This window comes from Desulfogranum japonicum DSM 18378 (assembly GCF_000429945.1).
Taxonomy (GTDB): domain Bacteria; phylum Desulfobacterota; class Desulfobulbia; order Desulfobulbales; family Desulfobulbaceae; genus Desulfogranum; species Desulfogranum japonicum.
Genome location: NZ_AUCV01000001.1, coordinates 1 through 13,264 on the forward strand (window position 1 = coordinate 1; position 13,264 = coordinate 13,264).

Annotated in this window: 10 protein-coding genes; 2 read left to right on the forward strand and 8 right to left on the reverse strand. The window is 46.3% G+C overall.

Going from position 1 to position 13,264, the window contains the following annotated elements:
* Positions 1-729 (forward strand): hypothetical protein (locus G493_RS27080; protein ID WP_035272753.1); only part of this gene is annotated, 729 nt, incomplete at its 5' end.
* 248 nt (positions 730-977) lie between these two features.
* Here the strand turns inward: G493_RS27080 and G493_RS0100015 are convergent.
* The 4 genes from G493_RS0100015 to G493_RS31615 are packed head-to-tail and all read right to left on the reverse strand — an operon-like array spanning position 978 to position 6,136.
* A complete protein-coding gene (locus G493_RS0100015) occupies positions 978-1,301 on the reverse strand; it encodes an STAS domain-containing protein (RefSeq protein WP_028578709.1) in 324 nt (107 codons plus the stop codon).
* Between the two features lie 2 nt (positions 1,302-1,303).
* Entirely contained in the window at positions 1,304-1,738 is a 435-nt protein-coding gene (locus tag G493_RS27085) for an ATP-binding protein (protein ID WP_051308889.1), read from the reverse strand.
* 2 nt (positions 1,739-1,740) lie between these two features.
* Positions 1,741-4,275: an ABC transporter ATP-binding protein/permease gene (locus G493_RS0100025; protein WP_028578710.1), complete on the reverse strand. Its 2,535-nt coding sequence runs from the start codon at positions 4,273-4,275 to the stop codon at positions 1,741-1,743.
* A 31-nt stretch (positions 4,276-4,306) separates the two neighbouring features.
* The gene (locus G493_RS31615; RefSeq protein ID WP_051308890.1) at positions 4,307-6,136 is read right to left on the reverse strand and encodes a SpoIIE family protein phosphatase; all 1,830 of its coding nucleotides are present in this window, start codon (positions 6,134-6,136) and stop codon (positions 4,307-4,309) included.
* A gap of 950 nt (positions 6,137-7,086) precedes the next feature.
* Between G493_RS31615 and G493_RS0100040 the strand changes: the two genes are divergently transcribed.
* Positions 7,087-8,685, forward strand: a complete 1,599-nt coding sequence (locus G493_RS0100040) for an amidohydrolase family protein (RefSeq protein WP_161629768.1) — start codon at positions 7,087-7,089, stop codon at positions 8,683-8,685.
* A gap of 135 nt (positions 8,686-8,820) precedes the next feature.
* On the opposite strand, the gene G493_RS0100045 is transcribed toward G493_RS0100040, so the two are convergent.
* From G493_RS0100045 to G493_RS0100060, 4 genes are all read right to left on the reverse strand, one after another.
* Complete coding sequence (locus G493_RS0100045; RefSeq protein ID WP_028578713.1) at positions 8,821-9,201, reverse strand: hypothetical protein; 381 nt, start codon at positions 9,199-9,201, stop codon at positions 8,821-8,823.
* Positions 9,202-9,273: 72 nt separating this feature from the next.
* Positions 9,274-10,383: an ABC transporter permease gene (locus tag G493_RS0100050; protein WP_028578714.1), complete on the reverse strand. Its 1,110-nt coding sequence runs from the start codon at positions 10,381-10,383 to the stop codon at positions 9,274-9,276.
* Positions 10,383-11,480 (reverse strand): ABC transporter permease, encoded by a 1,098-nt coding sequence (locus G493_RS0100055; protein WP_035273034.1) that lies wholly within the window; start codon positions 11,478-11,480, stop codon positions 10,383-10,385. Before G493_RS0100055 ends, G493_RS0100050 begins: the two co-directional genes overlap by 1 nt.
* Positions 11,481-11,509: 29 nt before the next feature.
* Positions 11,510-13,255 carry an ATP-binding cassette domain-containing protein gene (locus tag G493_RS0100060; protein ID WP_028578716.1) on the reverse strand — a complete coding sequence of 582 codons (1,746 nt, stop codon included), beginning with the start codon at positions 13,253-13,255 and terminating at the stop codon, positions 11,510-11,512.
* Positions 13,256-13,264: the final 9 nt, after the last annotated feature.

The following is a 13,264-nucleotide window of genomic DNA, read 5'->3' on the forward strand; positions in this document are numbered from 1 at the left end:
AAACATAAAGACTGCGAGTGGTTTCCTGTGCCTAAGTACTGTAACATAACATGTAAGACTTCGGCAAAAGACGACTGTTATTCTGGAGATCCAGGCTATAAAGAATTTGCTCTGTGCAGGATGCGCAGGCCTAAATGTGAGCTTGTAGCTGGAAGTCATCATTGCATATCTATACAACTAGTTGAGTATGAGATTGAAAAAATCAGAGCTTTGCAAGAAGAAACAGAGATTGTGTATGGTTTAGCTGTGGAAATTGAAAAGAAAACAGGAAGAAAAAATCATGTAACATATGATCATTTTCTTTTTAAAAAAACTCTTGATAATAATAGGATTGCTTTAAAGTATCTACGTAGAGCTATTAAAGTGGCTGAGTTAGGTATTAGAGATATGTCTGAAGGCTCTGGTTGTAAGGCTGAAGAGTTGCAAACTTTTTTTACAATGTGGATTCTTAGTAATGTTTCTTTTGCTCAGTTTTATCAGGATTGGTATAGGCTAGCCGCTTTAAATAATGCAAAGCAAATACATGATTTTGTTAGATCTTCTATAGGTATTCCAGATATAATAAATCCAGGAGAGTTTCCGATATGTACATACATGGGTCAATTATCTTTAAAGGAATCTACTATGGAAAAAGAATCTATAAAATTGTATAAAAAATGTTTGACGTTTCGTGGTTATGTGTATGATAAAATGTCAATGTATGGATATCATGAATTGCCTTTGGAGTAAAATAATTGAAGAAAGAGGACAGAGCTCTGTTTTAGTAGCATTAACTGCTGTTGTGCTCGTCGCATTGTTAGCTTTTGTTGCTAATATAGTGGAAGAAAGGGGGCAGAGTAAAAATAAATGGGCAGGCATTGTTCCAGAAGGGACCATCAATCTGAAAAATTCCAGGCTAATGTGGGCTACGAAAGGCTTGGAAAAGGCTGCGGCCAGTAGGGTGCGTCACACGCACCGCACAGGCTGACAGGGTTTGATCATGTAAAGTCCTCCGGTGTCTTAATAAGAGGTATGAATGCATCAAACCCAGATATTTCAAATATTTCTCTAACATGATCCTGGGCGCTGCAAATGGCAAATTTGCAACCTTGATCCTTGAGTCTGCGGGCAAAATTGAAAATTACCCTGAGGCCGGCACTTGATATGTAATCAAGTTCGGAGAAATCAATAAGCAACGATGTATCTTTCTGGAGTTCAAATGTTTCTATCCATTTATCTGCTTCCTCGGATGTTCCTGAATCAAGGCGGCCGGTTATACAAAGGGTAACATGGCCGTTACTTTCTGATGTGGTTATATGCATGGTTATTTTTTTAGGCCTGAGCGCCTCTCCTGTGAGCATTTACTAGTACGTAGTGTCAACCTGAGAATGTTTTTACTTCCCTCTCTACTGTAGATTGAACTCTCCGTAAGATGGCGAACCAGGTGTAAACCCAGTCCACCTGCACATCGTTTTTCAAAAGGAAGGTTCAGGTCGGGGGGAGTGACCCGAAGAGGGTTAAAAGGTGGGCCGCTATCCTTGTACTCAATAATAATTTCCGCGTCTTTTTTTTCCAGGGTTATTTCTACATTATCTGCTGAAGAGTATTTTATGGCGTTGGTATACAGTTCTTCGGCAATGAGAACTATTTTGCATACTATTTTAAGCGAAATATTCCAAATGTCAGCCAGTTCTTCGCATTGACAGCGAAGTTTTTCAAATGTTTCAGGTGATGAATTCAACAAAAAGTGTGTTTTCATTGTTAGTTCGCAACCTTTTGGCCCGTTATAAGCTCATGCAGCATGCCTTTGTTATTCATCAGCTCATCGTAGGTACCGTACTCCGCCAATTTGCCAGATTTCATGACGCCAACAACATCAAAAGTCTGTATGCTGTCCAGCCTGTGAACAACAGCGATCACCGTACGTTCTCCTTTCCAGCGAGTCATCAGGCGTTGAATCCTTGCCTGCGAGGCATTGTCCAGTGCAGAAGTGGCTTCATCCATCAGCAGAATTTTCGGGTCTTTCAACAGAACTCTGGCAATGGCAAGTTTTTGCTTCTGGCCACCTGAGAGTTTATCCCCCATATTGCCGACCTGATACTGCATTCCTGCTTCAGCGATATCTTCCAGGCAATCCTCCTCTATTAATACTCGAATAATTGCCTGATTGATTTGTTCATTGGCCGAGGTGGCATCGGTTTTCATGCGGCCAAAAAGAATGTTGTTAAAAATTGATTGGCCTTTTACAGGTGCATCATCACATAAAGGGCTTGATGCATCAATGTTTGCTGTCTGCAGGAAGTCCCGGCCATGGGGTCTTGTAGCCAAAATTTGTTCGGCCAGACCTGGTGGTATGGTGAAAGAAGAATGTTTTCCCGGTGTATAGAGTAGCGCGGGTATAAGCAGAAGTCTTTCCTCTTCTGTTGATAATTTGTAGCCAGGGGTTGCGTTCAACCGGCTAACCAGCGTGGCAAATTGCAGACTGCTCTCTGCAGAAAGTGGTGTGTTCAATACAGGCGTTTCATTGCGTTTCGGTGTGAGATAGTATTCCACAGACTCCTTGGCTATCGTGGTTCCAAGCCTGAGCAGAGATGCTTTAAGTTCATGTGCTGTGAGAAAATCAATGAAATGCGCACTGCTCAGCAGTGCGGGAATGGTTTGCTCGGGATGCAGCGAACGTGAAAAGGTTATATTATCCAGAAGGTTTGAGTAATACAGAAAGGCTGCCGGATCATACAGTTCAATGAAAGAATCCAGGGGGGGCATCAAGCTGTCCCTGAATTTTTTTCTCATTGTGATAATTTTGGAACTTACTTTCGGGACGGATTGTTCGTAGGGGGTCTCCAGACCGAATCGAATGACGTCCACAAAAAAGCCCGCCTGCTGGAGACTCAGTATCAGCTGATCGAGAGCAGGGGCGATATATGATTGTTGCTTTATCGTTTGCTCGTCAACGGTAGATTGTTGCGCGTAAATGAGATTGTCCTGTACTGTTCCTGAGAAAATAAACGGATTTTGAGAGATATACCCCACGTGTTGTATGAGCTCGTGGTGGGAAATATCTTTAACCTCCACGCCGTCGATTCGTATGGAGCCCGCTGTATACTCAAAGATTTTGGCAATACATTGAATAAGCGTTGATTTTCCGCTTCCTGAAAAACCGACCAAGGCCAGGTGCTCTCCCGGTTGCAGGGAGAAGTTTATCTGCTGCATGAGAGTCTTGCCTTCGGCGACTGTGTATCCGACGTTTGTCAGCTCCAGGGTTCCGTAACCGGGAATGGTAACATCTTTCTGTGCTCCGGTTGATGGCAATGAGGGCAGGGCAAAGGTCTTCATTGTTCTCTCGTAGCGAACAGAAGCATCCTGGTATACCTGATAAAAATCAATCAATTCTTTCCACGGATCGTACAGTTTTTCCTGGGCAGAGAGAAAGGCGACCATGGATCCCAGTTCCAACTGCCCATGCATGACCAGATACCCCCCGAAAATAAACACGATAAAGGGACCAAGGCCGACAAAGTAGTTGTTGGCGGTTTTGATACCGAAACGTAATAACGACCATTTGACGCGTATGGATCGAAGACGCTCGGTGAGTTGGCTGAATTTTTCTTTTTCTATGGAGTAGGCGCCATGTACATTGACTTCCTGAATGCCGGTAATTGATTCGGTTATGTGACTGGTGACAAGACGGGATTGATCCACTCGTTTTTTGTTGAACCGATTGGCTTTTTTCTGCAGATATGGAACGAGAAGGACAACGAGCGGATAAATGGACAGCGTTGAAAGGGCGAGCCGTGGGTTAAGCGAAAGCAGATATCCTGCAAATACGAGCAGAGTGAGTATGTTGGCAACAGGCACAGCCAGTGCCATGCCGGCAAAGGTACCTGCAGATGCCAGTTCTGTCATGAGGGATGCTACCACGACACCAGGCTGGGTATTGCGAAAAAAGGGCATCGGCAGGGAGATGATATGATTATAGAGTGCCTGCCGCATGGAAAGGATGGCCTGTTCACCTATTTTTGCCTGTAAAAAGTTGACTCCTAATTTACTCAGGCTGGTCAGGGAGACAGCAAAAATATAGATAGCACAGTACACAAAGAGCTGATCTAATTTTTTAAGAACTATGGCGTCGTTGATAATTCTTTTCTGCATCTCCAAGGGCACAACCCTTGTCGCGACCATCACGGCAATTACTGCCAGCAGAAGTACCTGTAAGTGCAGTGTATTGTGAAAAGCCCAGAACAGTATTCTTTTTTCAGTTACCGGACGTTCGGATTGAGAGTTCAATGCATTCACGATATATGTGTCTGTTCAGACGGTTGAAAAGTTATTGACAAAAGTCATGGGCAGTCGGTGCCAGTGCTATGATGACCAGGGTGATATCGTCAATCTGGTCGGCATTGCCTCGGAAAATGTGTATCTCTTCTGTGATTTTTCTCAGTATCTCCGAAGGCTCGAGGTGCATGTTTTCGCGAAGTATTTCTTTAACTCTTTCTTTGCCAAAAGCTTCCTGTTGTTCATTTTCCTGTTCCCAGACACCATCGCTGCCAATGAGAAGAAGATGTCTGGAATGGGTGAGAGGAAAGATGTTTTCAGTGTACTGGGTATCGCTGTCCAGCCCAAGTACCAGGCCAGTTCCCTTTAATTCCCTGAATGTGTTTTCAGCAGGGGTAAAGAGCAGGGCAGGTTCGTGTCCTGCACGAATCCAGCGGATAGCCTGCAGATCCGGTTCAACTTCCAGATAGAACAGAGTAGAAAAATTACCGTATTGCAGAGTATCCCAGCAGAGGTACCGATTAATGTCATTGATACATTCTGCAGCCGAACCAGGAGCCTGGACCCTGGCACGCACAAGGGCGCGTACGGTTGCCATGAGCAGAGCAGCACCTATGCCGTGGCCGACAACATCGCCCACTGCCACATGCAGTTTACCGGGATGTGTTTCGGATTCAATGAAGTCAAAATAATCTCCTCCTGTTTCGTCGCAATAGAGACTGATGCCGCTGGCAACTACGCCATTATCCGCATAGTCGGCCTGGGGCAAAAACGTCATTTGCACTTCTTTCGCTATTTGCATAGCTTTTTGAAGTTGCAGTCCCCGCTGAAGTTGTTTGGTCATGGTATTAAAGCTGTGAAGTAATTCTCCCACTTCATCTTTGCTGGAAACCAGAAAGGGTTGGCTGAATTCGCCGTGTGCCAGTTTTTTTGCCGCTGTTGAAACTTGTCTGATGGACTGGGTGGTTTGTTTGAAGCTTGAACGAATAAACCATAACAGTATGACGATGCAGGAGAGTGTAGTCAGGATATACGCCAGTCGGAATTTGATCAGTGGTTGAAGAACTTTTTCGCCTGGGGTTATGATAACCATGGTCCATGGGGCTTCGGACAGATGATAAAAGCCGCTTATTTCTTCAGGTGGGATTCCTTCACCAAAAACAATACCAGATGAATTTGCCAGCAATGCGGCCAATGTCTTTTTTTCAAGTTCATTGGATACCCCGAACCGCTGGGCGGAACCCTGGGCCGCCTGTTGTTTGCTATTGATGGTTTGGGTAAGGATATTGCCTTGATTATCTACGATGTAGGCTTTGTAGATATTCCACCATCGAGATTGGATGGTAGGGGCTATGAGCTGTTCAAAATCGAGTTGTACCTCTATGCTGCCTATGGAAATATCCTGCATATTCACCAGGCGGGTACTGAGAATGACATTTTGCTGATTGTATTCCACAGTATATAACGGCGGCGTCACTCCCAATGTTTTATCAGTTGAATCGTAAGTACGTTGTCCCATGTGCGAAAAATGCCGTCTCATCCGGATTTCTTGAGTTTTCATCTCACTGGGCCATTGGGTGGTAATTCCGGTGACCCCGGGAACCTGTTCCAGACGGCTTATAATGTACTGGTGGACTCCATTTTCAAAATCTTTTTTGGACATTCCGTCAAGAAGGGCAAGCAGATGTTTGGGACGATTCAACTCCATATCAATGATGTGCGCTGCTTTCTCTAATTGGGCCAGCGCAGTTTCTCCCCATTGTTCCACCAGTACCCGGCGAACTGCGAGAAAACCAAACACGCCTGTTACTGTCAGAAACAGGAAGATAGGCAGAATGATAAACACCACTGTTCGTTGATTGAGCGATTTGGGTTGGTACATGAACTCGTCTCAAATTAAGGATGGATGGAGAAACCTTGTGACCGGCGGTGCCGCACGTATTGTGTATTGCTCTCTTTTTTGTACATAGTTTATGAAGTTTTTTGCAGTTTTACCATGATCAGTTGAAAAAATGATGTCATCATCCTTACTTTGTAAACATCTTTGGCGAGGTGTGGGGGAAATACTAATCTCACCAGAATGTGCAGGATAAAATTGTGTTGAGGGGCAGGTGAGATTGGAGAAGCTGATTTTTCAGTCGCTCTTCTGACAATAAAGCATATCCATATGATGATTTTTTTTGCAAAACAATGGGTTCATGAAAAGGAGCCTGAATGTTTGAGTTGAATTTCAAGAGGTAGTGTCTGCCCATAAGTGGTTTTGAGAAGAATGAATAAAAAGAGATGTTTTCGGGAGCATAAAACATGTAAAATTATTCTGGGAATGGCGTGTGATATAGGTTGAAAAGAGGTAGCTACTCAGATGTAAGGGCCACGGGAAAAAATACATCATCCAATCTTGCTTGTCTTTCAACTCGGTAACGTCGTCGCGTCAATGTCTCAATACGGCCAGTATGGAACCATTGACGCGACGACGTTATCAAAACGATATTCTACGCAATTTTTGGATATGTATTATTTTCCGCGACCCTAAAGAAAAACAGGAATTGTTTTCTCTCAAGGATTACGAAAAAAGAAGACGTTTTTTTTATCAACGAAGAATGTTGATTGTATGGAAATTATAGAGCCAAAATACAAAAACAATGAGCTTCGTGGTCCATTCAGAAATGAAAATATGTAATCAACCTTAATGTATCGGATCAATCGTATACCATGAATGCTTTCACACATGCCGATTTACGATTACCTCCGAAAAAAGCACCTCTGAGCGCAACGTAAAAAATGCTCAAAAAACATTCAGTTCTGGATGTGCCCTGGCTCAGGGAGAAAGGTATGCAACATGGATTGAGATACGGATTGATAATTGCCCTTGTAAGTACGGTCAGTGCCTGCAGTTTAGGTACTCAACATGGCACGTACGATCCGCTTTTCTGGGATTCCGGGCTTTCTGACATGGAGGCTCGTTTTGAACTTGCCAAGCGTTCTGAGCCCGAACTTATTGCTTTTCTACGCCGTATGCCTAAAGGTTCGGATTTACACAATCACCTCAGCGGAGCCACCTATAGCGATTATTTACTTGATTCTGCAAAAGCAAACGGGCTGAACTATAATCTTGCCAATGACCGTTTTACCGACGAAAAGGTCGATGGACAGGTTATTGCGTTTGATACACTGGTTTCTAATAGTACCTACTATGCCCATTTTCTCGATACCTATAGTATGCGTGGCTGGTATTCTAATACGACCAATGGGCACGATCATTTTTTCAATACCTTTAATTATATGTCCAGCGCTCGTCGTTCAGGGGCGGAACAACTGGCAGAAGTAATACGCAGAAATCTGTATCAAAATATCGAGTACGCAGAGTTTATGACATCCACTGCTCCGCAAGAGCTCAGTGATGCCCTGGATAAAGCCATGGCCTCCTTTGATTCGGACGATTTCGGATTAGAACAACTGGAAGCCTGTTTTACCGCCACAGAGACAGTTCGCAAAGACCCTCATTGGAGCAAAGCAATCCGCGACTACATCGGAAAGCGTCAAGATGATTCGTATGCCTTGCTCGATGAGGCAACCCGACAACGGGTGACTGGTAAAAATCCAGAGTTGATCATACGCTATATACCTCAGCTTTATCGAACAGTTCCCCTTAAACGTTTTTTTCGCGACGCCGTGGCTGCAATGATGTCTGTCGAGGCAGATCCAAGGATTGTAGCGGTAAATATGGTTCAGGCAGAAGACGATCCGCATTCACGCTGGCAGTTCGATGCACAGATGAAAATTCTGGATTTTCTGTGGACACGCATGGGAAAACCGAACATAGCTCTTCACGCTGGCGAATTAGTTCTACAAGGTTCACCCGTGGAGCCTATGTGGAATAGGATACGAGACAGTATTGAAATCGGGCATGCCAAACGAATTGGACACGGAGTAGCTATTGCATGGTCTCGAGATGTTGTTGGCTTACTGGAAGAAATGCGCAGACGTCATGTTCTGGTGGAAATCTGTCTGTCAAGTAACGAATCTATATTGGGAGTAGCAGGTAAGGCCCACCCTTTTATGCTTTATCGGCGTGCTGGCGTGCCGGTGAGTCTCAATACAGATGACGAAGGTGTCTCGCGGAGCACACTCACAGAGGAATTCGTCAAAGCGGTAGAACGCTATCCTTTGAGTTACAGGGATCTTAAAGATCTGGCACGCAATAGTATTGAATATGCTTTTCTTCCCGGAACAGGCTTATATGAAAATCATGACTATACCAGATTACGACCTGAATTCCTTGATGTACGAAATCCTGAGTGGCAAAGCACTTCTTTGCAAAAGGAGTTATTAGCTGCTGATCCTAAACTTGAGCGAGAAGTCAGGCTTGAGCGGGCGTTTATTGATTTCGAGCGCAACCTTGCTCAGGGATTCCGTGAACCTGCTAATTGATATGTACCTGTAATTATTATGAAGAGTTACAGGGGGCTGTGTTTTTTCTTCTGTAACTCTTTGTATGTTGCTTTTGTTGACCAAGCTGAAATACAACTCATATCGTAGGCAATTTTATGTTGAGTTGAAATTCTCTTACATTTTTGCACCCAACAGGCCGACTGTATACCCACGTTTTTGTAGATAGGATGTTGCTTTCCCATTGATACGAAGCAGCACGAGGAGGTTTATTACCGGAATAAAAAAGAGCAACACCAGTAAGATGATTGCTGTTGTAGAATATTTCATTCCTTTTGACATTTGGATGAGCCCTGCAGTCGATAAACCAATTGCAAATAAATTTACGAGCGCGGCAATCTGTCCGATATATATCTGTAAAATATATGCAAGGATATTCACTAAAATGGCGTAGATGACCTTTTTTTGGCCCTTGGCAATTTTCAATGTTTCTTCATTGGCTGTATCTCTTGTCAGTAAGTCAGATTTTGGCGTTTGGTATGGGTTGTTTGTGTCCATGGGTTTCTCTGTTTTGAATTATGCTACAAGCTGAATCTTTGAGCATTCAGGTGCGGCTCTAAAGCATCAATGTTAATACATCCTGTGTCGAAAAAGCCAGGTCGCTGCAGTCAGAGTGAGGGCTGCGATAATGGTCATGGGCCAGAGCTGGTGGCCGAATTCTGTAAGAACTGCTCCCTCCAGATAGACCCTGCGCACAATGATCAGGAAATAACGCATTGGGTCCAGGTAGGTCATGGTTTGCATAAATTTGGGCATATTGGCAATGGGTGTGGCAAAACCGGAGAGGATGACCGCAGGAACAATGAAGAGAAACGCGCCAAGTAAGGCCTGCTGGAGCGTGGTTGACATGGAGGAGATCATCAACCCCACCCCGATGATGGCCAGAATATAGATGGTTAGCCCTGCATACAGTGCTGCAAGGCTGCCGAGTAATGGCACCTTGAACCAATAGACCGTAATCAGAATAATCAGGCTGGACTCGGCGACTCCCACAACCAGGCCGGGCATTGCCTTGCCTATGAGTATTTCCCACAGTCGCAGCGGGGTAACCAGGAGTTGATCAAAGGTACCGGCCTCACGCTCTCTGGCAACGGACAGGGAGGTGACCAGCAAGGTGACGATCATGCCAAGCAGGGCAACAATGCCGGGTACTATAAACCAGCGGCTTACCAGGTTAGGGTTGAACCTGGCACGCATTTCCAACTGAACCGGGAGAATGCGATTGGGAAGTTCTTCGAGAAGGTCTGCGTTATACGTGGAAATGATATCACGGACGTAATTTAAGGCCAGCATGGCAGTGTTTGAGTTTCTACCATCTATCAGAATCTGCACAGGGCAACTTTCTCCCTGGTGGTAGCTTTGAGAACATTGGGGACTGATATGCAAGACCAGCAAGGCCTGGGTCGTATTGATGAGTGTGGATGCCTCCTGGCCGTTGTCAACATGACCGACCAGCTCAAAGGCCGTGGAGTTGCTGAATCGAGCTGACAGCTCCCGCGATATGGGGCTGTGATCTTCATCCCAGATAGCCAGGTTGACATGTTCAAGGTCAAAAGTGGCAGCATAGCCAAAAACAAGCAGCTGGACAATGGGAGGAATGATAATGGCAAGACGACTTTTTTTGTCCCGGAAAAGGGCCAGGAATTCCTTGATGATAAGTGCATGCAGGCGGGCTGACATTACTGTTGTTCCAGGTTTCTGTTGGTTTTCAGTATTACCAGGGTGAAAAAAAGTACTCCCATAAAGAGCAGGGCGGCACTGTTTTTCAGCACGACCGGCCAGATATCTCCGGCAAGGAAAAGTGTCTGAAGAATCGCAACATAATATCTGGCTGCGATAAGATGCGTGAGTCCTTGTACAAGGGGTGGCATGGATCGGATATCAAAAATGAATCCTGAGAGAATAAAAGCCGGTAAAAAGGTGCCGATCATGGCTGCCAGGGCTGCAACGAACTGAGAACGTGCGATGGTGGAAATAAACAGGCCCATGGCCAGGGCAACCAGCAGATAGAGCACGCTGGCTGCGAGGATGATGGTCAGGGAACCCCGCATGGGAACTTCAAAAACAAACCTTCCCATGAGCAGTGAAATGGTCAAGCCTGTTATACCTAATCCAAAATAGGGGATCAGCTTGCCAAGCAACATTTCAATAACAGTCATTCTGGTTACCAGCAGGGTTTCCATGGTTCCCCGCTCCCATTCGCGGGCAATGATCAGGGCCGTGAGCAGGGAACCTATAAGAGTCATGATGACAGCAATAACCCCCGGTACCAGGAACTCCGTGGAACGTACCCCCGGATTGAACCAGATTCGCTGCTCCAGTTGCAAAGGGCTGTTCATTTTTCTGCCTGACAATCTGGCCTCCTGATTCAGCCAGTTGGCCCAGATACCCTGCACATATCCCTCTACAAGACGGGCTGTGTTGGCGTCCCCACCGTTGACAATCAGGTGTACAGGGGGAGACTGGTGAGCCAGATACTCCTGTTCAAAGGTGTGTTGTAGCCAGACAATGCCGTCGACCTCAGCGTTTTTCAGGGCATTCTCGGCCTCTTGTATGGAGCCCATATGTCTGGGAGTGAAATATGGGTTGGCCCCGAAACTGCCAATAAAACTGTCAGTAGCCTGACCATGCTGCTCCACAACAATGGCCAGGGGAACCTCTTTGGCATCCAGGGAAATACCATAACCGAAAATGAGGAGCAAAAAAATCGGCAGAAAAACTGCAATGGCGATGGCGGAAGGGTCACGGATGATCTGTAGCCACTCTTTGCGAATCATTCCTTTAAGCCTGAACAGGGATTCGATCTTCACTGTGCGGCTCCGTTGTGTTCCAGGAGGTGGATAAACGCATCTTCCATGGTGGCTCCCTCTCTGTCACTGTTGTCCGCTTTGATTTCCTCTGGTGTACCCTGAGCAAGCAGGTTGCCTTCTGCCATGATAACCAGTCGATCGCAATATTCAGCCTCTTCCATGAAATGGGTGGTGACCAGAACCGTGACTCCCTGCTCAGCCAGGCTGTTGATGTGGGTCCAGAATTCACGTCTTGCCAGGGGGTCTACCCCGGAGGTGGGTTCGTCTAAAAACAAGACGTCCGGTTCATGCATCAGGGCAACGGCCAGGGCCAGTCGTTGTTTATATCCCAGGGGAAGCATGCCGCTCTCTGTTTTGAGATATTGATCCAGATCAAAAGTTGATATCGCCCATTGCATTTGTCTTTTCTGATGTTTGCCTCGCAGGCCATAGGCACTGGCAAAGAATTTCAGATTCTGGCCAACGGTCAGGTTGCCGTACAGGGAAAATTTTTGAGCCATATAACCAATCCTCGATCTTGCCTGGGCTGATGCGGTACGCAGGTCCATGCCTGCCACCCGGCAACTGCCAGATGAGATGGGCAGTAGCCCGCAGAGCATGCGGAAGGTGGTTGTTTTTCCCGCTCCATTGGCACCAAGCAGACCGAAAATTTCACCTGTATTGACATGGAAGGAGACGTGATCCACGGCCGTAAAACTCCCGAATGTACGCACAAGATCCTGGACCTGTATAACGGCACTGTCCGATTCCTGTATTGCTGTGTGCAGGGTTATGGCCTGGCCGCCTTTCTGGTGTTTTGTTTTGAGGGTGGCTACAAAGTAGTCTTCAAAACGAGGAGGAACGGCGTGAACCTGCACGTCATGCCCGGGAAAGTCCTTGCTGTCCAGGGTTTGGCCTTTTTCGGTGACCACCCGCAGGGATTTGCCGAGTATAAGGGCGTCCTGAACCTGGTTCATCCGGGCAAGCTTTTTTTGCATGACCCGTTTATGTTCCCCTTCCGCCTGTACCTGAAAAGTACGGCCTTGTACCTGGTTGCTGAAAGAGGATGGGGTCCCCTGGCCTATAACTTTGCCCTGGTGGAGCAGGATCACTTCTCTGCACCGTTCCGCTTCATCCAGGTAGGCGGTGGACAGCATGACAGCCATGCCTTCTTCCTCAACCAGGTGATAGACGATATTCCAGAGTTCTCTTCGGCTGACCGGGTCGACACCCACCGTTGGTTCATCAAGGAGCAGGAGTTGTGGCGGGCGGATCATGGTACATACCAGACCGAGTTTTTGTTTCATACCTCCGGAAAGGTTACCGGCAAGTCGCCTGGTAAACGGAGTCAGGCCGGACATGTCCAGTAATTGTGCATAACGCTCACCCCGCTGTTGCAGCGCAACCCCCTGGAGATCGGCGTAGAGGTCCATATTCTCCTGGACCGTGAGATCCTGGTACAGCCCAAAGCGTTGGGGCATGTACCCCACTTTGGCAAGCACTGTGTTTCGGTCCCGAAGGGGATCAAAACCGAGCACGGACAGGGAGCCTGCAGATGTCTTCAGCAGCCCCATGCAGAGGCGCATGAGAGTAGTTTTACCTGCACCATCAGGCCCGATAAGGCCGGTAACCATATTTTTTTTGAGCGTGAAGGATACCTGTTCAAGGGCCTTGATACCACGTGCCTCAACAGTAAACTCTTTACTTACACCTGTACACTCCAGTGGGGCAACAGTCTGTTTTGAACTATTTTCAGCTGGCATGGAATCTGA

Coding starts and splice junctions, on each gene's coding strand:
- G493_RS0100015 (WP_028578709.1), bottom strand. CDS start 1,301: ATGCATATAACCACATCAGAAAGTAACGGCCATGTTACCCTTTGTATA.
- G493_RS27085 (WP_051308889.1), bottom strand. CDS start 1,738: ATGAAAACACACTTTTTGTTGAATTCATCACCTGAAACATTTGAAAAA.
- G493_RS31615 (WP_051308890.1), bottom strand. CDS start 6,136: ATGTACCAACCCAAATCGCTCAATCAACGAACAGTGGTGTTTATCATT.
- G493_RS0100040 (WP_161629768.1), top strand. CDS start 7,087: ATGCAACATGGATTGAGATACGGATTGATAATTGCCCTTGTAAGTACG.
- G493_RS0100045 (WP_028578713.1), bottom strand. CDS start 9,201: ATGGACACAAACAACCCATACCAAACGCCAAAATCTGACTTACTGACA.
- G493_RS0100050 (WP_028578714.1), bottom strand. CDS start 10,383: ATGTCAGCCCGCCTGCATGCACTTATCATCAAGGAATTCCTGGCCCTT.
- G493_RS0100055 (WP_035273034.1), bottom strand. CDS start 11,480: ATGATTCGCAAAGAGTGGCTACAGATCATCCGTGACCCTTCCGCCATC.
- G493_RS0100060 (WP_028578716.1), bottom strand. CDS start 13,255: ATGCCAGCTGAAAATAGTTCAAAACAGACTGTTGCCCCACTGGAGTGT.